Consider the following 25,202-nt stretch of genomic DNA (forward strand, 5'->3'; position numbering starts at 1 on the left):
CGTCCCGGTGGTCGGGACGGCGCGCGGGTGGATCTTAGTACGAGCCGAACTTGTAGTTCAGGCCGGCGCGGATGACGGCGAACTCGTCGTCGCGGCGGCCGATGTTGTTGTACACCACCGGGAAGTTGTTGGCGGCGTTGATGACGAACGCACCCTGGTTGCGGGTGTTGCGGTCGAGGTTGACGTACAGGCCTTCGACCTTGAGCGTCACGGCGTTCGAACGGAAGAAGTTCAGGAACGAGTCGGTGGGCAGAGCGTACTCGATGCCGCCGCCGACCGCGTAGCCGGTGCGGAAGCTGTCGTTGCCGGCGAAGCCGCCGAAGGAGCGGTCGGCGCTGCCCGAGCCGTAGGCGAAGCCGCCGGTGCCGTACACGAGGACGCGGTCGAAGGCGTAGCCGAGGCGGCCGCGGACGGTGCCGAAGAAGTCGAGGCTGGAGAGGCCGCGCGGGTCGGTGACGTAGTAGCCGGGGGCCAGCGGACCGACGAGGAAGGCGTTGTTCCGGCTGCGGCCGAAGTCGAGGTACTGGGCGTCGGCCTCGACACCGACGACGATGCCGGAGCCCGGGGTGAACTGGAAGTTGTAGCCAACCTGGCCACCGCCGGTGAAGCCTTCCTGGTTGCGCTGGCTGAAGAAGGCGGTGGTGCCGTTGCCGTAGGGGGCGGGCACGCCGAAGCTGTTGGTGTTGTTGCTGCTGGCGTCGAAGGCGTAGCCGGCGTTGATACCGAAGTAGGCGCCGGTCCAGGTGAAGACCGGGACGGGGGTGAACACCGGCGGCGGGGCGGCGCGGCGCGGAAGATCGGCGGCCGAGGCGGCGCCGGTCAGGAGAGCCGTGGCGGCGCTCGCGAGCAGAAGCTTCTTGATCATCTGGTCCTCTGTCTCCCGTTAGGCGGGATGTGTGCGGGGCGGACAGAACGCCAGGACGTGCCGGGGCGATAGTGCATCGCTGCAACAGCTCGGAATCGGGTCTTTGACCCCGAAACAGCCGGGTGCGCTGGAGCACATCGCGAAATCGACTGGTCTAGCCCGAGAAAAACTTCGGTATCCGAATGTTTCCAGAAACAAAATGCCCCGTCGCGCTCGAGCGGACGGGGCTTCAGTTTGTCGGTGAACGTTCCCAGGACCAACCAGGAAGCTTCGAGGTTTAATAAATCCTACCGGTCGGCGGCCCGCAAGCCCGATCGCGATCCCGCGAGCGGTTAACATTAATTTACGGGTGGTGCCCGCGCATCCCCGGGCGCGCGGGTGCGGGCGGCGCCGCAGATCTCGCGCGATCCCGTCCCGTATCGCGGGGCTTTCGGACGCCATCGCGCCTCTGTGCGGGCACCACTCGCGCGTCCGGCCACGGATCTGCACAGATGAAACCGGCCGCCCGACTGGCCCGAGTCTTGATCGCGCATCCCCGGGTCTTGGCGCGCGGCCGCGGCCGGATCGATCTCCTCGGAACCGGCAGATCTCGCGGGGATCGGCGGCGTCGCGGCGCCGGTCTCCCGGCCTGTGGAGAAGGCGCCGCCGCGCCGGGGCGGCGCGGCGGCCGCGGCTTTTCCGGCGCGCCGCAGGCCCTATCTGCCGGCCTCGTCGTCGGTGGAGATTTCAGGAGACGCGCATGCACCTCGTCGCGCTGCCTTCGATGCCGGCCCTCCGGGCCCGGACCGGGATCGGGGATGCCGGCCCCGCGCCGGCCGGGAGGCCTCGATGACTGACACGCCGGCCCCGTATCTCGCGGTGGCGTTCCTCTCGGCGCTGTGCCTGCTCGTGGCCGGGCTGCAGGCGGAGGGGCTCCTGTGGTGATCCGCCCGGTCCGGAGCCGCGCCGCCGTCCGTCCCGGCGGCCGGCGGAGGCGGGGCGCGACGCGCCCGCCCGCGTAGTCCGCCGATGTTCGGCTTCTCCCTCAGCGCGACCGAGCCCGACAGCATCGCCCACATCATCCAGGTGGCGCTCGCGCCCGCCTTCCTGCTGTCGGCGCTGGCGACGCTGCTCAACGTGTTCTCGACCCGCCTCGGCCGGATCTCCGACAAGGTCGACAGCCTCTCGGCGGAGGCCGCCCGGGCGACGGAAGCCGAGGCCGGCCGCCTCGCCCGCCGGCTGACCTTCCTGCGGCGGCGCTCCTTCGTGCTGGACGTGGCGGTGGTCCTGGCCTCGCTGGCGGGCGGCCTGATCGGTCTGGCCGTGCTCACGCTGTTCGTCGGCGCGCTGCGCGACGCGGCGACCGCGTCCGTCCTGTTCGCCTGCTTCGGAGCGGCGCTGGTCTGCACCGTGGCGGCGATCGCGGCGTTCATGACCGAGATCCTCATGGCCGGCCGCGGCGTCCGCGACGCGGTCGACCGGCAGCAGGATCAGGTTTCGACGCCGCGGTGAGGCCCGTCCCGGATCGCCCGGACGCGCTCCGCGACCGGGGGCGGCCTCCCGGTCTTCCGGAGATCGCGGGGCGAGCCCGTGCCGCGCGCTGCGGCCGCGCCCGCCGTGCGGGCTGGGCGATCCGGAGCGAACGGGCGGTGATTTCGGTTGCGGCGTGCGCGAGCCGGGCCTTAGTCTCGCGGTGGCCCGACTCCGCCGCCGGCGACGCCCGAGTGTTCCGTCATGAGCATCGCGATCCTGATTGCCTTCGTTGCCGGCGCGCTCTGCCTCGGGATCCTGTCCGCGGTCATCCCGTTCGGGCGGCGCGAGGCCGAGGAGCTGGACGAGGCGCTCCCGTACGAGGACGAGTTCTTCGACGTGGGCGGCCCCGTGATCGATCTGGAGCCGCGCCACCTCACCTGACGGCGCGTCGGTCCGAAGCCTACCGGGCTGCCGATCCCCCGGTGCCGGGCGTCGCGGCGTCCTGCCGGGCCGACCAGACCACCCGCCCGGCGGAATCCTGCAGGGCCGCCGAGCCCGCGCGGCCGGCGCGCAGCTCCGCGAAGCGGGCCTTGGCGGCGGCGACCGCCGCCTCCACGAGGGGCCCGGGAATCTGCTCGTCGTGGATGATGATGCCGCCGGCGCTTTCCCGGTGGATCATACACTGCAGCCGGTAGGGCGCCTGGGTCTCGGGCGTGGCCATGTGGCGATCTCCCGTCCGGTCACGGGACCCGCGCGCCGCCGGAACGGGCGTGGCGCAAGGATCCCGGGCGACGGCCTCTCTCGGTACGACGCGTCGAGCGCGATCCATACCAGATCGGTCCGGCCCGCGGGCGATCCCGCGCGGTGCCTCTCGCGCTCGCCCCCAACATCCCGCGCGGACGGGCATCGCCCGGCGGTCGGACGCCGCCCTGGCTCCGTCAGGCCGCCTCGCCCACCGCGTCGTCGGCGTCCGGGATCGTCTCCGGATCGCCCACGAGCGCGTCGCGCCGGTCGGCCGGCGCGACGCGCTCGCGGTGTGGTCGGCCACCTCGCCGCGCTCAACCGCGCCTGCGGGTGTAGCGCTCGACCACGCGCTGCCGGTGCGACGGGAGCTCCGGCAGGCGGGAGGGGCCCGCCAGGGCACGGTCCCGGGCCGCGGGGGGCCGGGGCGCGGGCAGCAGCTCCGGCGGGAACCGGGGCGTCTCGACAACGACCGCCTCCAGCACGATGGGCCGCATCCGCGGCGCGGAACGCACCGGTCGGCCAGGCCGTGCCGCGAGGGTGCCGAAGGTGCCGAGGGCCCAGAGCCCGAGGCAGAACAGGCCGATCAGGATCCCGTCCCAGGACGGCTCGGTCCGGCACATCAGGATCCCGGTGCCGGTGAGGGCGGCCGCGGCCGCGAACAGGCGCGGTGTCGGATCGGCGGAACGCATGCACCACCGTCGGTGCGGAGCCCTAGGGACGCGTGAACGGGATCGCTTGAATTGTCGGCACCGCCGGATTCTCCCCAGGCTATTCCCAGGTTCTCTCCAAGTTCTCCTCAGGTTCTCCCGGTACGCACCGGCCCCGGCGGCCGGGACGGGCACCGCGGCCCGGCGGACGCGCCTCAGTCCGCCAGGCTGGACGGGGCCTGCCACGCGACGCCGGGATGCTCGCGGATGTCACCGGCCCGGGATCCGGTATCGGCGTCGCTCGTCCAGTCGCCGGGCTCGGCGACGTGGGCGATCTCGGCGTCCGGATAGGCGGCCGCCAGGAACAGGCGCGCCTCGCCCTCGGCCTCGGCCCGGATTGTCACGAGCGGCCGCTCGCCGCCCGCGTCGCGCACCTGCGCGATGAACAGCTTGGTCATGGTCTCCCTCCGGACTCGTCCGCCGGCGCGGCGGGATCAGGCCTGCAGTTCCTCGACGTGGAGGCCGCCGGCCCGCAGGTGGTTCGGGATCCGCGTGCGGTCGCGGAAGCCAGCGGCGCGCGCCATCGCGTCGAGGGCGGCCATCGGATCGAGCGCCGCGCCGCTCCAGAGAATCGCGCCCGTCGCCGCCTGCATGATCCGGAACACCTTCACGCCACGCTCCCGGTCTCGACCCTCGGACAAGCCGGGGGGACTCGCGGGTGTTCCCGACGAACCGTGGCGGGCGCGCTGCGGCCGATTCGCGCCGGCCCGGCCCCGGCGGGAACGGGCGCCGCCGGGGTGCGGTTCTCCAGCCGACGCCGGCACAAGCCGGCACGGCGACGACCCGCGTCGAGACCCCGCTCGGGATCCAAGGAGAGCCATGACCAGCCGCACCGTTCAGTCCGCCCTGCTCGCCCTCGCCCTCGTTGCCGGCAGCGCCGGGATGGCCGCCGCGCAGAGCACGCCCAACGGCAACACCTCGTCTCCCGGCGCCCCCGCGGGTGACAACAGCACCGGCAACGGCGCCACCGGCAGCGGCGCGGCCCCGAGCGGCCGGTAACCACGGGTTAACCATAAGGGTCGAAGCCCTCGATCCTCACAACCGTGCAACTCACCGTCCCGCGGCCACCCGGCCTGCGGGACGTTCTGTTTCACGGCCCCTTGCCGGCCTCTCGCCGCACTCTCGCTGACCGCGCCGGGACGGGGCAGGGCGCGGAGTCCGGTGATTGGAACGGAGTGCCACTTTTCTGGGCAGACAGAATCGCCATATTGTCGGCGTGACCGGGCCGCGCTCGGTCAGGACTAACACGGGCGATGCGACCGAAACCGATCCTGCAGCTCAGGGGCGAGAGCCCGGGTCATCGTCAGGCCGACGACTGGCGCGACGCCGTCGCGCCGTTCTGGGATTTCACGATCCGCCGGGAAGACCTGCCCGATTTCCGCGGGCAGTCCCGGGTCCGTCACCTCGGCACCGCGATCGTCTGCAGCGCCCGCGCCTCCGGGCTCCGGTTCGTGCGCGCGCGGGCCCTGACCGCCCGGATGGGCGTCGACCACATCGTCGCCCACATGCGCGTCTCCGGGCAGTCCCGGGTCACGATCGGCGGCCGGGAGCGGGACTGCGCCCCCGGCGACATCTGCCTGTTCGACCTGTCGCAGCCGCTCTCCGCCGCCTCCACGGACTACGAGGCCATCACGGTGGTGCTGCCGCGCCCGCTCTTCGGATCCCGGCAGAGCGGCCTCGACGCCCTGCACGGCTCGGTGATCCGGGGCGCGACCCCGTTCGGCCGGATGCTCAGCGACCACCTGCACTCCCTGAGCGCGCACGCGACCGGGTTCTCGGAGCCGGAGGCCGCGGCGGCGGCCGAGGCCACCGCCGCGCTGCTCGGCGCGGCGACCCTGGGCCTGCCGGAGGACGGAGGGGGCACGCAGCCGCCCGAGCGGGCGCCTCTGCTCGTCGCGATCCGGCGCTTCATCGAGGCCGAGCTGGCCTCCGCGGACCTGTCCGCCGAGACGATCGGGCGGCGGTTCGGCGTCTCGCGGAGCGCCCTCTACCGGCTGTTCGTCCCCCTCGGGGGGGTCTCCGGCTATGTCCGGCAGCGCCGGCTCGCCCGCGCCTACCGCGACCTCGCCACCGGCGACGGGCGCTTCGCCCGCATCTCCGAGGTGGCGTATCGCTGGCGCTTCGAGAGCCCCGCGCATTTCACCCAGGCCTTCCGCGCGGAGTTCGGCTGCGCCCCCCGGGACGTCCGCGACCGGGCCGCGGCCGAGCCCGACCGGTCCCCGGCCGCGGAGCCGCCGGCCCAGGCCGAGACCTGGGCCGACTTCTACCAGTGGGTCCTCAAGCTGGCGGCCTGAGGGGGCCGGGGCCGGCACCCCGGACCTTGTGCCCCCGGCCTCGGATGGATCATAAGGGCCGCGATGACCTTCGGGGTTCGGCATAGGCGCCCGGCCGGGGCGCGGGGCTGGTGGGCGCTCGCCGCCCGCGCGCTCGCGCTCGTCCTGGCGCTGACCGTCGCCGCTCCGGGCGTCGGCCTCGCGGCGGATCTCGCCTTCCACGCCGGCGCCCACCACGACCGGGGCCAGGGCCCGGCCCTCGACGCGCCGGCGGCACCCGCGACCGTCGATCCCGGCCTCTCGGAGCACCTCCATTGCGGCTGCCATCAGGCGGCCCGCCTGGAGGCCACCGAGATCGCGCCCCCGGCCGCTCCGGGCCGGGTGCTGCCGGGCGCCCTCGCCCAGGGCCGCCCCTCCGTCAGTCCCGACCGCCTGCCGCGGCCTCCGCGCGCGTGAGCTGACGCCGCCTGCGAGCGGCGCTCCGCCCGGATGCCGAACCGGCTCCGGGTTCACCCCCACGCGACACCTGAACGGGACCCTCCGGGACCGCCGCGCGGGGCACCCCGCCCTCCCGGCCGAGCAGCTTTCCCATGCGCATCATCCTGTCCGTGGCCGCCGCCGCGGCACTCCTGGCCGCCGGCTTCGTCCTCGGCGCCGCCGCCCCCGGCGCCCCGACCCTGCCCGACCGTCTCCGGCAGACCCTCGCGTCCGTCGGGCTCGCCCGAGCCCCGGCCGACGACCACGATCAGCGCTACGCGGCGGCCGCACCGGACCGGCCCAAAGCCGCGCCCGACCCGCACGCGGGCGACGATCACGCCGGCCACGACCACGACCACGCGCACAACCACGCGCACGGCGACGAGCACGGCGACGCGCACGGCGCCGACGAGCCTCACGAGGCGGGCACGATCCGGATGCGGCCCGATCAGGTCGCCGGCCAGGACATCGTCACGCGCAGTGTGGAGGGCGGCACGCTGGCGCGCCACCTCCTCGTCCCCGGCACGATCACGCCCGACACCGACCGGATCGCCCGGGTCCCGGCCCGGGTGGTCGGGACCGTGGCCGAGATGCGCAAGCGCCTCGGCGACGCCGTGCAGGCGAACGAGGTCGTCGCCATCCTCGACAGCCGCGAGGTCGCCGACGCCAAGAGCGAGTACCTCACTGCCCAGGTTCAGGCCGAGCTGCAGACGATCAACTTCGAGCGCCAGCAGAAGCTGCTCGCCTCGCGCAGCGCCTCCGAGGCCGCGTTCGAGACCGCCCGGGCCGCCTATCTGGAGAACCGGCTCCGGGTCGACCTCGCCCGCCAGAAGCTGTCGGCGCTCGGCCTCGACGCCGCCGAGGTGGCGGCCGCCCAGAAGCGCGACGAGGCCACCCCGAACCAGTCGACGCTGCGCCGCTACCCCCTGCGGTCGCCCCTCGCCGGCCGCATCGTCGAGCGCAAGGTCGATGTCGGCACGGCGGTCGGCAAGGAGGGCGATCCGGCCGACCTCTACACGGTGGCGGACCTCTCCACGGTCTGGATCGAGCTGTCGGTGCCGACCGTCGACCTCGCCCAGGTGCGGGAAGGCGCCCGCGTGACGGTCACGCCCGGCCGGACGGGCGAGACGGAGCGCCGGGCGGAGGGCCGCGTGATCTTCGTCAGCCCCTTCCTCAACCCCGACACGCGCTCGGCCCGGGTGGTGGTCGCCCTGCCGAACCCCGACTTCGCGTGGCGGCCCGGCACCTTCGTGACCGCCGAGGTCGAGATCGCGCAGGATTCGGTCCCGGTCCGGATCCCCAAGGCGGCGGTCCAGACCGTCGAGGGCCGGAGCGTCGTCTTCGCGCGCACGGCCGAGGGGTTCGAGAAGCGGCCGGTCACCCTCGGCCGCTCCGACGACGAGGCCTACGAGGTCACCGCCGGGCTCGAGCCCGGCGCCGAGATCGCGGTCGGCAACGCGTTCCTGCTGAAGGCCGAGCTCGGCAAGGCCGACGCCGGCCACGCCCACTGAGGAGACGGACGATGATCAGCCGCATCCTCGCCGTCTCGGTCCGCCAGCGCTGGCTGGTGCTGCTCCTCGTGTTGCTGGCCTCGGCCTTCGGCGCCGCCGCGCTCACGCGGCTGCCCATCGACGCCGTGCCCGACATCACCAACAACCAGGTCCAGATCAACACCCTGGCCCCGTCCCTGTCGCCGGCCGACGTCGAGCGGCAGGTCACCTACCCGGTCGAGACGGCGCTCGCCGGCATCAAGGGCCTCGAGTACACCCGCTCGCTCTCGCGCAACGGCTTCTCGCAGATCACCGCGGTCTTCGCCGAGTCCCTCGACATCTACTTCGCCCGCCAGCAGGTCGCCGAGCGCATCGCCCAGGTGCGGGAGGAGCTGCCCTCCGGGGTCGAGCCGCGGATGGGCCCGATCTCCACGGGGCTCGGCGAGATCTACATGTGGTCGGTCCAGTACGCGCCGCTGCCTGAGCGCGCGGCCGTGCCGGCGGGCCGGCCGGGCTGGCAGCCGGACGGGAGCTACCGGACCCCGGAGGGCCAGGCGCTCAGGACGGAGCTGGAGCAGGTCGCCTACCTGCGCACGGTGCAGGACTGGATCGTGCGGCCGCAGATCAAGTCCGTCCCGGGCGTCGCCGGCGTCGACGGGATCGGCGGCTTCGAGAAGCAGTACCACGTCCAGCCGGACCCCACGAAGCTCACCGCCCTCGACCTGTCCTTCGCGGACGTCGCCCGTGCGCTCCAGGCCAACAACGCCAACCAGGGCGCCCGCTACCTGGAGGATAACGGCGAGAGCTACGTCGTGCGCGCCGCCGGCCGCCTGGAGAGCCCGGAGGCGATCGCCGACGTCGTCGTGGCGAGCCGCGGCGGCGTGCCGGTGCGGATCCGCGACGTTGCCACGGTGCGGATCGGGCGCGACCTGCGCACCGGCTCGGCGAGCGAGAACGGGCAGGAGACCGTCATCGGCACCGCCCTGATGCGGATCGGCGAGAACAGCCGCACGGTGGCGGCCGCCGTCGACGCCCGCATGGACCAGATCCGGCGGGCCCTGCCCCCCGGCATCGTCGTCCAGACCGTCCTCGACCGGACGCAGCTCGTCGAGGCCACGATCCGCACGGTGGGCAGGAACCTCGCCGAGGGCGCGGCCCTCGTGATCGTCGTCCTGTTCCTGCTGCTCGGCAACATCAGGGCTGCGCTGATCGCCGCGCTGGTCATCCCGGCCGCCATGCTGATGACCGTGACCGGCATGGTCGAGGGGAGGATCTCGGCGAACCTGATGAGCCTCGGGGCGCTGGATTTCGGGCTCATCGTCGACGGGGCGGTGATCATCACCGAGAACGCGCTGCGCCACCTCGCCGAGCGGCAGCACGCCCTCGGGCGGCCGCTCGTGCTGGAGGAGCGCCTCGAGACGGTGCGGGACTCGGCCGAGGAGATGATCGCGCCGTCCCTCTACGGGCAGGCGATCATCATGCTGGTCTACGTCCCGCTCCTGACCTTCACGGGGGTCGAGGGCAAGATGTTCCAGCCGATGGCGCTGACCGTCATCCTCGCCCTGGCGGCGGCCTTCGTGCTGTCGCTGACCTTCGTGCCGGCCCTGATCGCCATCGCGCTGACCGGCCGGGTCACCGAGGCCGAGAACCCCCTCGTCCGGGGCCTGAAGGCGCTCTACCGGCCCGTCCTCGCGGCGGCGATCCGGGCGCCCGCCCCGTTCGTCGGGGCGGCGCTGCTCCTCCTCGCGGGCGCAGGGCTGCTCGCCACCCGGCTCGGGACCGAGTTCATCCCGCAGCTCGACGAGAAGAGCATCGCCCTCAACGCCACGCGGATCCCGTCCACCTCCCTCACCCAGTCGCAGGCGATGCAGCTCAAGGTGGAGCGGGCGATCGCCAAGTTCCCGCAGGTCGCCTACGTGTTCTCGAAGACCGGCACCGCCGAGGTCGCCACCGACCCGATGCCGCCGAATTCCTCCGACACCTTCGTGATGCTCAAGCCGCAGGCGGACTGGCCCGACCCGGGCCTGTCGAAGGCCGAGCTGCAGGAGCGGATCGAGGCGTCCTTGGGCGAGCTCGCCGGCAACGTCTACGAGTTTTCCCAGCCGATCCAGCTGCGCTTCAACGAGCTGCTCGCCGGGACGCGGGGCGACCTCGCCGTGAAGGTGTTCGGCGACGCCTTCGAGCCGATGCTGGAGACCGCCAACAGGATCGCCGCGATCCTGCGCGGGATCCCGGGCGCCGACGACGTGAAGGTCGAGCAGATCACCGGCCTGCCGGTCTTCGAGATCAAGATCGACCGGACCGAGGCGGCCCGGCTCGGCCTCAGCACCGGGGCGATCCAGGACGTGATCGGCGCCGCCATGGGCGGCCGGGACGCCGGGGTCGTGTTCGAGGGCGACCGGCGCGTGCCGATCGTCGTGCGCCTGACCGATCAGGTCCGCGAGGACCGGGAGGCCCTGGAGAACCTGCCGGTCCCCCTGCCCCCGGGCGCGAACAGCAAGGCCGCCTCCGTGCTCCTGCGGCAGGTGGCGCAGTTCTCGGTGAGCGAGGGGCCGAACCAGATCAGCCGCGAGAACGGCCGGCGCCGGGTCGTGGTCACCGCCAATGTCCGCGGGCGCGACATCGGCTCGCTGGTGGCGGAGGCGCAGGCGAAGGTCGCCGCGCAGGTGACCCTGCCGGCGGGCTCCTACGTCACCTGGGGCGGCCAGTTCGAGAACCTCGCCTCGGCTCAGGCGCGGCTCACCGTGGTGGTGCCGGTGTGCTTCTTCCTGATCTTCCTGCTGCTCACCTCGGCGCTCGGCAGCGCGCGGGACGCGCTCCTGGTGTTCAGCGCGGTGCCGCTGGCGCTCACCGGCGGCATCGCGGCCCTGTGGCTGCGGGAGATGCCGCTCTCGGTGCCGGCCGCGGTCGGGTTCATCGCGCTCTCGGGGGTGGCGGTGCTCAACGGCCTCGTGATGCTGACCTTCATCAAGCAGCTCGTCGCCGCGGGCCGGCCGCTGCGGGCGGCGATCCGCGAGGGCGCCCTCACCCGGCTGCGGCCGGTGGCGATGACCGCGCTGGTCGCCTCCCTGGGTTTCGTGCCGATGGCGCTCGCCACCGGCACCGGGGCCGAGGTACAGCGGCCGCTGGCGACCGTGGTGATCGGCGGCCTGATCAGCGCGACCCTGCTGACCCTAGTGGTGCTGCCGGCGCTCTACGCGCGGTTCGGGCGCGCCGGTCCGGCCGAGCGCGCCGCGCCCACGGCGGAGCCGGTGGCGGATCGCGCCGCCTGACGGCTCCCCCGCCTCGGCCGCGGCGGCCCTGAGGCGGAAGGTCAGGCGGGGAGGATGTGCAGCATCCCGCCGACCATCCCGAGGGCCCCGATGCCGATCAGCCCCACGGTGATGTAGAGCCGCATCCGGCTCGCGTCGGCGGCCGACGGCGGCTGGGGGTCTTCGGGCAGGTCGAACCAATCCATCGGGTGGGCGCAGCCGGTCGGGTGGGCGGGAGGCGCCGCCCTAGGCCTGCCCGATGACGACGGGATGACGGCGGTATGCCGGCCGCGCAGGCCGCTACGGCTTCACCAGCAGCACGTTCACCGCCTTGGCGAGCACGTGGACGGTGTCGCCTTCCTCGAGGCCCAGCTCCTCCAGCGAGTCGACCGTCATGACCGAGGCCATGCGGTAGGCGGTGCCGACCAGTTCCACCTCGACCTGGGCCATCACGTCCCCGCGCTTGATCGCCGTCACCGTGGCGGGGATGTCGTTGCGCGCGCCGTGTTTCATGGGAGCTTCCGGGTTGCGCAGCCGGTTCGGCCGCCATCGAGGCCTATCGCGGCCGGGGCCCCGGCATCAATCACGACGCCGGGACCGCGATCGGGAAGCCTCCGGGAAACCGCCGCGGAGCGGCCCGGGGCAGGACCGGATCAGCGACGGCCGGAGGCTCCGGCCGAGCCGCCATCGCTGCCGCCGGGCTGGAATCCGGCCGCGTTCGGCGGCCCCTTCATCCGGCCGTCCTGCTTCGGCATCTCCGAGCCCGGAGATCCGGTCGTCGTGCCCGTCGTCTCGCCTTTGCCCGTCGCGCCCTGGCCCGTGTAGCCGGCCGCGTTGGGCGAACCCTGCATGCGGGTCCCGGTATTCTCCGCGGCCGTGGCGGCCGCGCCTGTCGCCAGGAGGCCGGCGACGGTCAGGCTGATCAGCGTCTTCATGTGCGAATCCTCAAGCGCTTCCCCAGGCCGCCTCTCCGGACGTACCGGGGCAACGCGGCCGGACGGATCCCGTTCACGCCGCCGCGACCGGACCGGCGCGGGCGCCGGGGTTGCGGGACAATACTTGCTGCGATGCGATATTTCTGCATCGAAGACGGGGCGCGAGCCCGTTCCGCGAGGCAATGTATTGATTTATGTACGGAGTTGAGCCGCTGGGCACAATTGCAATCCGCGGCAGAATCTGTTTGAATATTCGGACGCGTTGCATTCCATCGTGGTGACTGAATTCGCTTGCGGCCTATCGGGCTCCGCGAGGAGGTCGAACATGTACGCTTTGGCCAAGACCAGAGAGAGAACCGATTGGGAGCTGGTCGTCGTCTTCGGCAGCTGGATCGTCTTCGAGATCGCGATCCTGATGCTGTGCTTGGTGTCGATGTAGGCTTTCTTCGGGACTACGCCCGATCCGCCGCGCCCCGGGCAGTGCCGGATCCCCGGCCGGGTGGCCGATGCTTGGAGATGCGCGGAGACGCTTGAGAAACCCGCGCGTGCCGGGGCATGCTCTGCCGATCGCAGGAGTCGCCGACAGGGTCGGCGCGACGGCAGGGGACGGGTGCATGGCGAAGGCGGTGCGGGCGGGCGGTGATCGCGAGGCGCGTCAGAGACCCCCGGCCGAGGACGTCCACGCCGCGGAACTCGCGCGCCTGCGCGCCGAGGATCCGGCGCCGCGGCCGCCGGGCTGGCAGCTCTCGCTCCAGGCCGTCCGACGCTTCATCTGCGGCGACGGCGCGACGCCCGCCAAGGTGGTCTGCGCCCCAGCGCTCGTGGAGCGGGCCATGGTCACCCTGGCGACCTCCCGCGCCCTGCTGCTGATCGGCGAGCCCGGGACCGCCAAGAGCCTGCTCTCGGAACTCCTCGCCGCCGCGATCAGCGGGCGCTCGACCCTGACGATCCAGGGCGGCGCGTCGCTGACCGAGGACCAGATCCGCTACGGCTGGAACTACGCGCTGCTCGTCGCCGAGGGGCCGAGCCCGCGCGCCCTGGTGCCGGGCGCCCTCCATACCGGCCTCAGCGAGGGGCGGATCGTCCGCTTCGAGGAGCTGACCCGCTGCCCGCTGGAGGTGCAGGACAGCCTGCTCTCGGTCCTGTCCGACCGGGTGCTCGCGGTGCCCGAACTCACCGGCGCGGACGGGATGGTCTACGCCCGGGAGGGGTTCAACCTGATCGCCACGGCCAATACCCGCGACCGGGGTGTCAACGAGATGTCGGCGGCCCTCAAGCGCCGGTTCGGCTTCGAGACTGTCTTCCCGATCGCCGATCTCGACGCCGAGCTCGCCCTGGTGCAGCGCGAGGCCACCGCCCTGCTGGCCCGCTCCGGCGTGCCCCGCGCCCCGGATCCGGAGGTGCTCGAACTCCTCGTGACCTGCTTCCGGGAGCTGCGCGAAGCCGTGGACACCGAGGGCACCGGCATGGAGCGGCTCTCGTCCGTGATGAGCACCGCGGAGGCGGTCAGCGTCGCCCACGCCATCGGCGTGAAGGGCCATTTCCTGCGCGGCGATGCCGGCCGGCCGGAGGACATCGTCGCCTGCCTCGCCGGCACCGCCGCCAAGGACGACGCCGAGGACCTCGCCCGCCTGCGCCGCTACCTCGACCAGCGCGTCAGCCGCCGCTCCGGCGCGGCGTGGCGGGAGTTCTACGCGGCGCGGCACCTCCTCACCCCGCAATGAACCCCGCAACGAGTGGTCCCGCGCCGGATCCCGGCCGCCTGACCGTCATCGGCGTGCGCCACCATTCCCCGGCCTGCGCCGGGCTCGTCCGGCGCACGATCGCGGCGCTGCGGCCGGCCTGCGTGCTGATCGAGGGGCCGGTCGACTTCAACCCGCACCTGCCCGACCTCGCCCTCGGCCACGACCTGCCGGTGGCGATCTTCTCGTTCCGGGCCGACGCGGCAGGCAGCGCCGCCTCCTACACGCCGTTCTGCGCCTTCTCGCCGGAATGGCAGGCCCTGGAGGCGGGCCGGGCGGTGGGTGCCGAGACGCTGTTCTGCGACCTGCCGGCCTGGGACCCGGCCTTCGGGCGCCGCGCCAACCGCTACGCCGACCCGCACGGGGCCCGCGCCGAGGCGGCCGAGCGGGCGCTGGCCGCCGCCCTCGGCGTCGCCGACCAGGACGCCCTCTGGGACGTCCTCGCCGAGGCGGCGCCCGAGGCGGAGCTGCCGGCCCGGCTCGACCGCTACTTCGCCCTGCTGCGCCCGCCCGGCACGGACGATCCCGCCGAGGAGGCCCGCGAGCGCTTCATGGGCGCCTACGCGGCCCACGCCCTGCGGGCGGCCGGCGGCCGGCCGGTCGTCCTCGTCTGCGGCGGCTGGCACGCGGACGCCGTCCGGCGCCACGCCGCGCGCGCGGACGGGACCCGGCCCGAGCCGGCGCCGCCGGAGCCGGACCTGCGCACCGGCAGCTACGTGGTGCCCTACGCCTATCCCCGGCTCGACCGGTTCTCGGGCTACGCGGCCGGCATGCCGGCACCGGGCTACTACGAGCGCGTGGCCGAGTCGGGCCTCGCCCCCGCGGCCGACTGGGCGATGACGGCGATCACCGCGGCCCTGCGCGAGGCCGGGCAGGTCGTCTCCACCGCCGACCGCGTCGCCTGGCGGGTCCACGCCGAGGCCCTCGCCCGGCTGCGCGCCCATCCCGCGATCCTGCGCGCCGACCTGATCGACGCGGCCCTCGCGGCCCTGGTGAAGGATGCCCTCGACCGCCCGCCCGCCTGGGCGGCCGGCCGCGCCGCGCCCGGCCACCCAGCGCTCGCCGCGATGCTGCGGGCGCTCACCGGCCCGCGCGAGGGACGCCTCGCCCCCGGCACCCGGCAGCCGCCCCTCGTGGCCGACGTCGCCGAGCGCCTGCGCGCCGCCGACCTGGAGCCGGGGCCGGCCCGCCGCAGCGTCGACCTCGACTGGGCCGAGCCCGGTGACCGGGCGCGGGCGCACCTGCTCCACCGGCTGGTCCTGCTCGGATTGCCGGGGATCGCCCGCGAGGGCCCGGACCGCGCCGGGCCCGGCCTGCCGCGGGAGCGCTTCACGCTCGCGCGCCACCCGCACTGGCTCGGCGCCCTGATCGAGGCCTCGCTCTGGGGCGGGACCCTGGAGATGGCCGCCTCCGCCCGGATCACCGCCCGGGTCGAGGCGGCGCCCGATTCCCTCGGAATCCTCGCCGGGGCCCTGTCCGACGCGCTGTTCGCCGGCCTCACCCTGGAGGGCGAATTGCTCGCCCGCCTGAGCGCGGGCATCGCGGCGGCGCACGACGCCGCCGCCCTGGGCGCCGCCGGGGCCGGGATCGTGCGGCTGTACCGGTTCGGCGACGCCTTCGCGCCGGCGCGGCCGGCCCTGGCCCGCCTCTGCGCCGTCCTGGCGGCCCGGGCGCTCTTCGTCGTCGAGGCCGTCCGGGACCCGCGCGCCGGGCTCGGCGCCATCCCGCTGGTCCTCGCCTGCCGCGACCTGTTCCGCGAGGTCGGCGCGGAGATTCCGGGCCTCGACGACCTGCGCGCACCGTTCTCCGCCATGCTCGGCCGCCGCCTCGCCGATCCGGAGACGCCGCCGGCCCTCGCGGGGGCGGCGCTCGGCTTCCGGGTCGCCTGCGGCGCGGCCGGATCGGACCCGGAGGCCGCCCTGGCCTGGCTGCGCCGCTTCGGCCTGCCCGCGACGCTCGGCGACTTCCTCGCCGGCCTGTTCGCCCTCGCCCGCGAGGAGATCGCCGCCGACGCGACCCTCGCCTCCGTCGAGGGGCTGGTGGCCGCCTGGGGCGACGACGACTTCCTGCGCGCGCTGCCGTCCCTGCGGATGGCCTTCGCGTGGTTCCCGCCCCGGGAGCGCGAGCGCATCGCCGTCGCGATCCTGCGCCGGAGCGGCCTCGGCGAGGCCCGGGCCGAGGTCGAGGCCCTGGCCTGGATGCGCCAGCGCGCCCGCCCGGCCGATCAGGCCGAGGCCCTGGCCCGCGAGGCGCGGGTCGCCGCGCGGCTCGCCCGCCACGGGTTGACCTGAGCCGCGACAAGGAAAATTTTACCGCCGCGCCACGGGGAGAGGACTGCATGCAGCGTTACGAGCTGACGGCGGGAACATCGGCGAAGTTCTGGGAGGCCGGAGCCGAGGACAGCGTTCTCATCGTGAGATTCGGCCGGATCGGCACGCAGGGGCAGTCCAAGACGAAGAGCTTTCCGAGCGCGCAGGCGGCCCAGGTCGAACTCGACCGGCTGGTGCGGGAGAAGACCGGCAAGGGCTATCGCCCGGCGGGTGAGGCCGCGCCGGCCGGACCAGATCCGGCCTCCGGAGCGGGCGCCGCGGCGACGGGCAACGCCGCCGCTTCCCCGGCGGCCGAAGCTCAGGTCGCCGAGGCCCGGTCCGCCGAGACCGGGGCCGCCGAGACCGGGGCCGCCGGGACGTCGCCCGCCCCCGCCGCCGGCGCGGAGGCGCGCTGCGTCCCGATCTTCACCGGTACGCCCCTGCCCACCCGCAGCCGGCCCGGCGCGCCCCTCGACGCCGCCGCCGACTGGGCCGCCTTCGCGGCGCGGATCCGCCCGCTGCTGGAGGCCGCCTCGGACGAGGCGCGCGCGCCGGCCGAGGCCCTCGCCGCTCGGCTCGACAGCGCGCCGCCGGCCCTCGACCCGGACGAGGTCCGCGCCTGGCTGGAGCAACTCGAGGCGGCCTGCCCGGCGCTGAGCCAGCGCCCCTGGGGCGCCAAGCCCGGACCGCAGGGGCCGGCGGCCCGGGCGGCGTTCACGCATCTCGCCCGCTGGCTCGTGGCCCGCTCCGGCACCGGGGGGACGCTCGTGGCCCTGCTCGACCGGCTGCGGCCCCGTCCCTCCGGCCGCTACGGCTCGCTCCCGGTCTCGGCCTGGGACATCCCCACCACCTTGGGTCTCCGGGCGGCCCTGGTCGCCGCCCCCGAGGCGGCGTACGCGGAGGCCCTGGACGCGGCCCTCCGGCTCGCCGCTTCGGACCCGGAGCCCACCCTCGCCCGCTGGCTCGCGGTGATCTTCGCGGACGACCGGCCCGGCGCCGACCACGCCCTCTCCGCCCGCGCGGTGCTGGCGCGCTGCGACCCGCCCGATCCCAAGGCCTACGGCAATTCCCACGTCGCCCTGCCGTTGATCGTCGACCTGCCGCCCGCGCAGGCCGCGCCCTGGTACGCCGCGCCGTATCACCGGGCGACGCTGGCGACCTGCGATGTCGGGGCCGAGGAGGCCGCCGCGACGGTGATCGCCGTCGCCGACGCGGCCGGCGAGCCGGCCACCCCCGGCCTCGTCTGGCTCCTGGAGGGGGCGGTCGGCCCCGAGCGCACGATCGTCGCCCGGGCCCTGCTGGAGACCCGCGCCGCCGACGCCCTCGACGCGCTCCTGCCCTTCGTGGGCACCAAGCTGGTCCGCGACGCCCTCGACGCCGCCGACGCGGCCTTCCCCGACTGGATGCTGCGGGCCTATCTGCGCGCGCTCCAGGGCAAGGGGGAGCCCGCCTACGGCCCCCGGGCCGTGACCCTCGCCGCGCGCCACGGGCACGAGACCGCCCGCGCCTGGGCGGCGGCCGACGGGGCCCGCGGCGCGGGGCGCCTGGACCGGCTGCTCGCCGCCGGAAGCGCGCCGCAGGCGGCCCCCGAGGCCCTGCCCCCGGTGCTCCGGGACCCGCCCTGGCGGCGGCGCGGGACCGCGCGCGCCCGGTCGGAACGGGCGGTGGCGCCGATCCCGACGCCCTTCGCGCACGGCTTCGACCCCGACGAGGCCCTCGACCGCAGCACCTTCTACTTCGAGGCCGGGACGCTGGTGGAGTCCATGACGGACCTCGCGGCGCGGATCCGCGCTACCGAGGCGGAGGCCCTCTACGACATGCCGATCCCGCCGCCGGCCGAGCCCGTGCCCGCCGCCGACGCGGATCCGGCCACCGCCCTGGCCTGGCTCGACCGCCGGCTCGACCTGGACCGCGACGCGTTCACCGGCTTCTTCTACTTCAACTACGGGCCCTGGTTCCGGATGGTCGGGTGGCAGCCCGAGCCCCTGGCGCTGATGCTGTGGGAGAAGACCGGGCCGCAGCGCGCCCACTACGTCGCGTGGCGGCGCACCATCGCGGTGATGCTGTCGCGCTTCGGCGCGCGGGCCGTGCCCGGCCTCGTCCGCCTCGTCGCGGCGGATCCGGCGCAGCTCCTGCCGGAGGTCGAGCCGGTGGACGCCGCCGACCTCGCCCCGGTCGCCGCCCGGGCCTTCCACCGCACCCGCAAGCTGCGGCCGGCCGCGGCCGCGTGGCTGCGCGCCCATCCCCGCACCGCCGCGCTGCGGCTCCTGCCCGAGACCCTCGGGGCCGCCGGCCCGGACCGCGACGCGGCCGACGCGGCCCTGCGCTTCCTCGCCGCCGAGCCCGCGGGGCGCGCCGCCCTCGACGCCGCCGTCGCGGCCTACGCGGAGCGGGATCCCGGCGTGCCCGGGGCGGTGGCCGCCGGCGTCGACAGCGACCCGCTGGAGCAGGTGCCGTCCAAGCCGCCGAAGCTCCCCGACTGGGTGGTCCCCGCCGCCCTGCCCCGCCCGGTCCTGCGGAGCGGCGGCGCCCTGCCCGACGCCGCCGTCACCGCCCTGTGCGAGATGCTCGCCTTCTCCGACCCGCTCGCGCCCTACGCGGGCGTCGCGCAGGTCCGCGCCGCCTGCACGCTGGAGAGCCTCGACGCCTTCGCGGTCGCGCTGTTCCAGTCCTGGATCGCCGCCGGCGCCAAGGCGACGGGAGAGTGGGCGATGCAGGCGCTCGCCCTGATCGGGGGCGACCACGCCGCCCGCGACCTCACCCGGCAGATCCGCGCCTGGGGGCAGGCCGGCCTCAAGCCGCGCGGCAAGGCCGGCATCGCCGTGCTCGCCGGGATCGGCACCGACGTGGCGCTGATGAACCTCAGCGCCATCGCCGAGAAGAGCCCGCTGCTGCAGCTGCGCGAGGCCGCCCGCGCCGCTATCGTCGACGCCGCCGAGGCCCGCGGCCTCGACGAGGTCGACCTCGCCGACCGGCTCTCCCCCGATCTCGGCCTCGACGCGCGCGGCGGGCTCGACCTGTCCTTCGGGGAGCGCCGGTTCCGGGTCGGCTTCGACGAGACTCTGAAGCCCGTCCTGCGCGACGCCGAGGGCCGGCGGCTCGCCGCCCTGCCCCGCCCGACCAAGGCGGACGATCCCGAATCCGCCAAGGCGGCGTCCCGGCACTGGGCGGCCCTGCGCAAGGACGCGGAGGCCGCGGCCGGCCTGCAGATCACCCGGCTCGAGGCCATGCTGGCGTCCCAGCGCCGCGTCGCCCCCGGGGTGTTCTGGCCGTTCTTCGCCGCCCACCCGCTGATCCGCCACCTCGCCGGGCGGCTCGTCTGGGGCCTCTACCCGGACGCAGCGCCCGCGACGCCGCCGGGGCACGTCTTCCGCCTCGCGGAGGATCTCTCGCCGACCGATGCCGCGGACGACGCCCTCGCCCTCGACGTCGCGGCGGCCGAGGGCGTGGTCGGCCTCGTCCACCCCCTGCACCTCGACCCGGAGGACCGGACCGCCTGGAGCGGCCTGTTCGCCGATTACGAGATCGCCCAGCCGTTCCCGCAGATCGCCCGCGAGACCTTCGCGTTCACCGAGGCCGAGCGGGGCGCCGCCGAGACCCACCGCTTCGACGGGGTCCGGGTGGGCGGCCGCCGCCTGCGGGGGCTGCGGCCCCAGGGCTGGTCGACCGACACGGGGAGCGAGCACGTCCATGCGGTGCAGCGCCCGGTCGCGCTGCCCGACGGTACCCGCCTCGTCGCGGTCCTCCGATTCGAGGACGGGTTCTGGCACCGGCCCGGCCCGGAGGGCGACGGGATCCAGACGCTGCGGACCCTGACCCTGTCCGACACCGGCTGGCGCGCCGCGGCGGCCCACCGGTTCGGCGACCTCGACCCGGTGACCGCGAGCGAGGTCCTGCGGACGCCGAGCCTGCTCGCCGCCGCCGGCGACGCGTGAGAGGGAGGCAGGCCATGGAACGCTACGAGCTGGTCGAGGGCAGCGCGGCCAAGTTCTGGGAGGTCGGCGTCTCCGGCCCGACGCTCACCGTCCGCTTCGGGCGCCTCGGCACCCAGGGCCAGAGCAAGGACAAGACCTGCGCCGACGCGGCCGCGGCCGTGAAGGAGAAGGACAAGCTCGTCCGCGAGAAGACCGCCAAGGGCTACGTCCGCGCCGACGGCGCGGCTCCCGCCCCGGCGCCGGCCGCGGCCCCCACCCCGGCACCGACCGCCGCCACCTCGAAGCCCGCCCCTGCGCAGGCGTCCGGGCCGGTCGGCGAGACGATTGTCGAGCCCGCCGCGGAGCCGGCGGCCGCCCCGCCGCCGGCCGAGGCCCCGCCGGAGCACGTCCCGCCCCCCGCCCCGGCCGCGGTCTTCGCGGCGGTGCCGCTGCCGACCCGCCTGCGCCCCGGTCCGCGCCCGGACGCGGCGGAGGCCTGGCGGGCGATCGCGGCGCCGCTGGCGGTCGCGCTCGGTGATGCCGAGGCCGCGCGCCTCGCCGGAGCGCCGCCGGACCGGGACGGCCTCGCCGCCTGGTTGGACGCGATCGTCGACTCCGCGGAGGCGCGCCGACAGGGGAATCCGGCTCGTGTCGCCACCGGCGACGCTGTCCTGCGGCGGGCGCTGGAGGCGATCCTGCACTACGCCGTGGCCGAGGACGGGACAGGGACCGTCGCCCGGCTGGCCGACCGGCGCCGCCCGAACCCGAAGACGCCGCGCGCCTACCAGCGCCTGTCCTGGGCCGAGCCGCTCCACCTCGCCCTGCGGGCCGCCCTGGTGCACGCCCCGGAGTCCGATTACGACGCGGCCGTCGCGTTCCTGAACGCGCGGATCGCCGAGGACCACGACTGGCCGGCGGCCTGCGCCTTCGCGTTCATCCTGGCCGACGACCGGGCCGCCCCGCACCCGCTCCAGCCCGTCGCGGTGGTCGAGGCCGCCGCGTCGGCGGGGATCGACGTCACGGCCGATACGGCCTACCTGCTGCTGCTGGCCGACGCGCCGCCGGAAGCGGTCGCGCGCTGGCGCGCCAAGCGCAGCTACCACCTCTACTTCGTCTACTGCGCCCTCGACGCGGCCGAGGCGGCCGCGACCCTGCTGGCGGTCGCCCGCGCCGCCGGGCAGCCGGCCCTGCCGGCCCTCGACTGGCTGCTGCACTACGCCCTCGACGAGCAGCGTCGCACGGTCGCCCTGGCGATCCTGTCGACGGGCGAGGCCGGGGCGCTCCCGGCCCTGCTGCCCCACCTCCACGAGAAGCCCGTCGCGGCCGCCCTCGACGCGGCGCTGGAGGCCGATCCCGCCGCGATCCTGCCCCGCTGCCTCGCGGCCCTCGCGGGCGGCCGGTCCGAGCCCGCCCTGCGCGCCCGGGTGAACCGGGCGCTCGACGCCCACGGGCTCGACCGGGTCCGCGGCTGGCTCGCGGCGTCGGGCGGGCGCGGGGCCGGCATCCTCGACGCCCTGGCGGAGGCCCGCGCGGTGCCCCTCGCGGAGCCCGCCGCCTGGCCGCGGGTGCTGCGCGACCCGCCCTGGCGGGCCAAGGCCCGGACCCGGGACGACCTCGTCCTCGCCCTCGCGCCGCTGCCGACGCCGTTCGCCCACGCAGTGCCCGAGGTCGCGCCGAGCTACTGGCGCGCGCGGAACGCCGTCACCCTCGACGGCCCGGAGGCGCTGCGGGCCTTCGTGGCGGCCGCCGAGCTTTCCCATCCGACGCAGGGCTGGAGCCGGATCCCGCCCCCGCTCTCCGAGCCGCCGCGCGACGATCCGCCGGCCCTGATCGCCTGGGTCGCCGGCCGCGTCGCCCAGATCGACGAGGCCTGCCATTACTGGGCGAACTCGCCCTATCGCCAGCTGGTCGGCAGCCTGGAGCGGCAGCCCGAGCCCCTGGCGCTCGCCCTCTGGGCCCAGTCGCGCGTCGTTGCGGGATGCTTCCACGTCTCGCAGTGGCCGGAGATCGTGTGGGCGATGCTGTCGCGGTTCGGCGAGCGGGCGATGCCGGGCCTCGTCGGGCTGGTCGAGGCCGATCCGGTCGGGCTCCTGCCGGCGGTCCTGGCGGTGGACGATGCCCGCCTCGCCGGGCCCGCCGCCCGCGCCCTCACGAAGCTCAAGAAGGCCCGCGAGCCGGCCCTGGCCTGGCTGCGCCGCCATCCCGAGACCGCCCTCACCCGCCTCTTGCCCGACGCCGTGGGCCGGCCCGGGGCGCTGCGCGACGCCGGCGAGCACGCCCTGCGCGTGCTGGCGCAGGACCGGGCGGACGGCCGCGCCATCATCGCTTCCGTGGTCGCGCGCTACGCGGACCAGGCACCGGACGTGACCGAGGCGGTCGCGCAGGTGCTCGACCGCGATCCCCTCGCCCGCGTCCCCGCCAAGGTCGGCAAGCCGCCCGCCTGGGTCGTGCCGTCCATGCTGACCCGGCCGCGTCTGCGGGACGGGACCGCCCTGCCGGACGCGGCGATCCTGACCCTGTGCGAGATGCTGTCCTTCACCAACCCGGACGCCGTCTACGCCGGCGTGCCGATGGTCCGCGAGGCCTGCACCGAGGCGAGCCTCGCGGCCTTCGCGTGGGACCTGTTCTCCGCCTGGATCGCCGCCGGGACACCCTCGAAGGACGGCTGGGCCCTGCGCGCGCTGGGCTGGTTCGGCACCGACGCCACGGCCCGCGACCTGACCCGCCTGATCCGCCGCTGGCCCGGCGAGGCCGCCCACGCCCGCGCGGTCACCGGCCTCGACGTGCTGGTCGACATAGGCACCGACGTCGCGCTGATGAACCTCAACGGCATCGCCGAGAAGCTGAAGTTCAAGGGGCTCCAGGAGAAGGCCCGGCAGAAGATCGCCCAGCTCGCCGAGGTCCGCGGCCTCACCCCCGAGGAACTGGCCGACCGGCTCGCCCCCGACCTCGACCTCGACGAGCGCGGCGGCCTCGACCTCGATTTCGGTCCCCGCGGGTTCCGGGTCGGGTTCGACGAGACCCTCAAGCCCTGGGTCCGGGACGCCGCCGGCCAGAGGCTCAAGGATCTGCCCAAGCCCGCCAAGGCCGACGAGGCCGGCAAGGCCGCGGCGGCGGTGGCCCGCTGGGGCGCCCTGAAGAAGGACGCGCGGGCCGTGGCGAGCCTGCAGGTGGCCCGCCTGGAGGCGATGCTCGCCGGCGCCCGCCGGGTCCAGCCGACGGTGTTCGGCCCCTGCTTCGCCGCGCACCCGCTCGTGCGCCACCTCGCCCAGCGCCTCGTCTGGGCCACCTTCGCGGATGCCGACCCGCGGACCGGTCCGGGCCTGACCTTCCGGGTGGCCGAGGACCTGACCTTCACGGATGCCGACGACGCGCCGCTCGACCTCGACCTGACCGGGGCGGCCCCGGGCCTGATCGGCCTCGTCCATCCCCTGCAGCTCGACACCGGGGCGCTGGCGGCCTGGGGGGCGCTGTTCGGCGACTACGAGATCGTCCAGCCCTTCCCGCAGCTCGCCCGCGAGACCTACGCCTTCACGGAGGCCGAGGCCGCCGCATCGACCACGAGCCGCTTCGCCGGGACCGTCGTGGAGGCCAACCGCCTGCGCGGCATGGCCGCCCGGGGCTGGCCCCTCGGGGCGCCCCAGGATGCCGGGGTGGTGTGGTGGATCGAGCGCGCCGTGACCTTCCCAGGCGGCGCGGCCGGCCAGGCGTCGCTGACCTTCTCGGAGGGCCTGTTCACCGGTGCGGTGGAGTTCGAGGACCGGGAGCAGACCCTCGGCGACCTGACCCTCGGCTCGCCCTGGAGCAGCCGGTCGGATCCGGGCCAGCGCACCTTCGGCGAGCTCGCGCCGGTGACGGCGAGCGAGCTCCTGCGCGGACCGAGCCTCCTCGCCGGGACGCGGCTGCGGTGAGCCTCGACCCGGTCACGCGCTGGCGGCTCATCCTGGGCGAGGCGGCGGATTCCGCCTGCGCGGGGGCCGGCTGCGCCCTCTCGGGCGATGCGGCCGCCATGGATCAGGCGCTCGACTGGCTCTACGGCCGCGACGCCGAGGGCGCGTCGCGGGGGGAGCGCCGCCAGGGCGGCCGCGAGGGCTCGACCCTGACGGTGCCGGGCTGGATCAACGCGGTCCACACGCTCTTCCCCCGCGAGACGATCGAGCGGCTGGAGCGCGACGCGATCGAGCTCTACGCCATCGACGACGTGGTCACGAACCCCGAGGTGCTGTCCCGGGTCGAGCCGAACGAGACGCTGCTGAAGGCGGTCCTGCGCACCAAGCACCTGATGGCGCCCGACGTGCTGGTGATGGCCCGCAGGCTCGTGCAGGAGGTGGTGCGGCAGCTGATGGAGCGGCTGGCGCGGGACCTCGCGGTGGCGTTCTCGGGGGTGCTCGACCGGCGGCGCCACACCCGCCTGCCCGGCGCCCGCGACCTCGACCTGAACCGGACGATCCGCGACAACCTGCGCCACTACGATCCCGAGAGCCGGCGGATCACCGTCGAGCGGCTGCACTTCTTCGCCCGGAACCGGCGCCAGATGCGGCCCTGGCAGGTGATCCTGCTCGTCGACCAGAGCGGGTCGATGCTCGATTCGGTGATCCACGCCTCGGTGATGGCCGCCTGCCTGTGGAAGCTCCCCGGCATCCGCACCCACTTGGTCGCCTTCGACACGGCGGTGGTGGACCTGACCCGCGACTGCGACGACGCCTGCGAGCTGCTCATGAAGGTCCAGCTCGGCGGCGGCACCGATATCGGGGGCGCCGTGCGCTACGCGGCCGGCCTGATCACCGCGCCGGAGCGGGCGATCGTGGTCCTGGTCTCCGACTTCTACGAGGGCGCGAGCGAGGCCGCCCTGGTCGAGCAGGTGCGGACGCTCTCCGGCCAGCGGACCCGCGTGCTGGGCCTCGCGGCCCTCGATTCGGAGGCGCGGCCCGCCTACGACCGGGCGATGGCCCAGCGGCTCGTAGCTGCCGGCGCCGAGATCGGCGCGATGACGCCCGGCGAGCTCGCCGGCTGGCTCGCCGCCGCGATCCGGGCCTGAGCGGC

General features: G+C 75.1%; 20 protein-coding genes. 12 read left to right on the forward strand and 8 right to left on the reverse strand.

Translation table 11 applies throughout. From position 1 onward, the window contains the following. Window positions 1-34: 34 nt before the first annotated feature. On the reverse strand, window positions 35-865 hold the full coding sequence (locus ACLBYG_RS14555) for an outer membrane protein (RefSeq protein WP_331326820.1): 831 nt from the start codon (window positions 863-865) through the stop codon (window positions 35-37). 1,008 nt (window positions 866-1,873) lie between these two features. Between ACLBYG_RS14555 and ACLBYG_RS14560 the strand changes: the two genes are divergently transcribed. Further along, complete coding sequence (locus ACLBYG_RS14560) at window positions 1,874-2,356, forward strand: DUF2721 domain-containing protein (RefSeq protein ID WP_020095112.1); 483 nt, start codon at window positions 1,874-1,876, stop codon at window positions 2,354-2,356. 222 nt (window positions 2,357-2,578) lie between these two features. Next, window positions 2,579-2,758 carry a hypothetical protein gene (locus ACLBYG_RS14565; protein ID WP_020095111.1) on the forward strand — a complete coding sequence of 60 codons (180 nt, stop codon included), beginning with the start codon at window positions 2,579-2,581 and terminating at the stop codon, window positions 2,756-2,758. A 19-nt stretch (window positions 2,759-2,777) separates the two neighbouring features. On the opposite strand, the gene ACLBYG_RS14570 is transcribed toward ACLBYG_RS14565, so the two are convergent. The 4 genes from ACLBYG_RS14570 to ACLBYG_RS14585 form a co-directional block, all read right to left on the reverse strand. After that, window positions 2,778-3,038, reverse strand: coding sequence for a hypothetical protein (locus ACLBYG_RS14570; protein WP_447681896.1), 261 nt, complete (start codon window positions 3,036-3,038; stop codon window positions 2,778-2,780). Between the two features lie 337 nt (window positions 3,039-3,375). Further along, on the reverse strand, window positions 3,376-3,750 hold the full coding sequence (locus tag ACLBYG_RS14575; RefSeq protein WP_042671492.1) for a hypothetical protein: 375 nt from the start codon (window positions 3,748-3,750) through the stop codon (window positions 3,376-3,378). A 173-nt stretch (window positions 3,751-3,923) separates the two neighbouring features. Beyond that, window positions 3,924-4,166, reverse strand: coding sequence for a hypothetical protein (locus tag ACLBYG_RS14580; RefSeq protein WP_447681897.1), 243 nt, complete (start codon window positions 4,164-4,166; stop codon window positions 3,924-3,926). 36 nt (window positions 4,167-4,202) lie between these two features. After that, window positions 4,203-4,379, reverse strand: a complete 177-nt coding sequence (locus ACLBYG_RS14585; protein WP_020095107.1) for a hypothetical protein — start codon at window positions 4,377-4,379, stop codon at window positions 4,203-4,205. Window positions 4,380-4,587: 208 nt separating this feature from the next. Between ACLBYG_RS14585 and ACLBYG_RS14590 the strand changes: the two genes are divergently transcribed. The 5 genes from ACLBYG_RS14590 (at window position 4,588) to ACLBYG_RS14610 (ending at window position 11,280) form a co-directional block, all read left to right on the forward strand. Further along, window positions 4,588-4,767: a hypothetical protein gene (locus ACLBYG_RS14590; RefSeq protein WP_020095106.1), complete on the forward strand. Its 180-nt coding sequence runs from the start codon at window positions 4,588-4,590 to the stop codon at window positions 4,765-4,767. Between the two features lie 254 nt (window positions 4,768-5,021). Beyond that, window positions 5,022-6,062, forward strand: coding sequence for an AraC-like ligand-binding domain-containing protein (locus tag ACLBYG_RS14595; protein ID WP_020095105.1), 1,041 nt, complete (start codon window positions 5,022-5,024; stop codon window positions 6,060-6,062). Window positions 6,063-6,125: 63 nt separating this feature from the next. After that, complete coding sequence (locus ACLBYG_RS14600; RefSeq protein WP_091681438.1) at window positions 6,126-6,497, forward strand: hypothetical protein; 372 nt, start codon at window positions 6,126-6,128, stop codon at window positions 6,495-6,497. Window positions 6,498-6,631: 134 nt separating this feature from the next. Continuing rightward, entirely contained in the window at window positions 6,632-8,029 is a 1,398-nt protein-coding gene (locus ACLBYG_RS14605) for an efflux RND transporter periplasmic adaptor subunit (protein ID WP_447681898.1), read from the forward strand. Between the two features lie 11 nt (window positions 8,030-8,040). Then, a complete protein-coding gene (locus tag ACLBYG_RS14610; RefSeq protein ID WP_447681899.1) occupies window positions 8,041-11,280 on the forward strand; it encodes an efflux RND transporter permease subunit in 3,240 nt (1,079 codons plus the stop codon). A gap of 41 nt (window positions 11,281-11,321) precedes the next feature. Here ACLBYG_RS14610 and ACLBYG_RS14615 read toward each other — a convergent pair whose 3' ends face one another. The 3 genes from ACLBYG_RS14615 to ACLBYG_RS14625 form a co-directional block, all read right to left on the reverse strand. After that, entirely contained in the window at window positions 11,322-11,465 is a 144-nt protein-coding gene (locus ACLBYG_RS14615; RefSeq protein WP_447681900.1) for a hypothetical protein, read from the reverse strand. A 94-nt stretch (window positions 11,466-11,559) separates the two neighbouring features. After that, on the reverse strand, window positions 11,560-11,772 hold the full coding sequence (locus tag ACLBYG_RS14620; RefSeq protein WP_427508399.1) for a TOBE domain-containing protein: 213 nt from the start codon (window positions 11,770-11,772) through the stop codon (window positions 11,560-11,562). A 140-nt stretch (window positions 11,773-11,912) separates the two neighbouring features. Continuing rightward, window positions 11,913-12,194 carry a hypothetical protein gene (locus tag ACLBYG_RS14625; RefSeq protein WP_020095099.1) on the reverse strand — a complete coding sequence of 94 codons (282 nt, stop codon included), beginning with the start codon at window positions 12,192-12,194 and terminating at the stop codon, window positions 11,913-11,915. A gap of 614 nt (window positions 12,195-12,808) precedes the next feature. Between ACLBYG_RS14625 and ACLBYG_RS14630 the strand changes: the two genes are divergently transcribed. Genes ACLBYG_RS14630 through ACLBYG_RS14650 form a run of 5 tightly spaced genes read left to right on the forward strand, consistent with a single transcriptional unit; the run spans window position 12,809 to window position 25,197 of the window. Then, window positions 12,809-13,918 (forward strand): ATP-binding protein, encoded by a 1,110-nt coding sequence (locus tag ACLBYG_RS14630; RefSeq protein WP_020095097.1) that lies wholly within the window; start codon window positions 12,809-12,811, stop codon window positions 13,916-13,918. A gap of 53 nt (window positions 13,919-13,971) precedes the next feature. After that, entirely contained in the window at window positions 13,972-16,227 is a 2,256-nt protein-coding gene (locus ACLBYG_RS14635) for a DUF5682 family protein (RefSeq protein ID WP_447681901.1), read from the forward strand. A 47-nt stretch (window positions 16,228-16,274) separates the two neighbouring features. Further along, window positions 16,275-20,180 carry a DUF4132 domain-containing protein gene (locus tag ACLBYG_RS14640; RefSeq protein WP_447681902.1) on the forward strand — a complete coding sequence of 1,302 codons (3,906 nt, stop codon included), beginning with the start codon at window positions 16,275-16,277 and terminating at the stop codon, window positions 20,178-20,180. Between the two features lie 14 nt (window positions 20,181-20,194). Further along, window positions 20,195-24,070, forward strand: coding sequence for a DUF4132 domain-containing protein (locus ACLBYG_RS14645; protein ID WP_447681903.1), 3,876 nt, complete (start codon window positions 20,195-20,197; stop codon window positions 24,068-24,070). Beyond that, a complete protein-coding gene (locus ACLBYG_RS14650) occupies window positions 24,067-25,197 on the forward strand; it encodes a VWA domain-containing protein (RefSeq protein WP_447681904.1) in 1,131 nt (376 codons plus the stop codon). Before ACLBYG_RS14645 ends, ACLBYG_RS14650 begins: the two co-directional genes overlap by 4 nt. The last annotated feature ends 5 nt before the right edge of the window (window positions 25,198-25,202 follow it).

The sequence above is a fragment of the Methylobacterium sp. D53M genome (assembly GCF_053345625.1).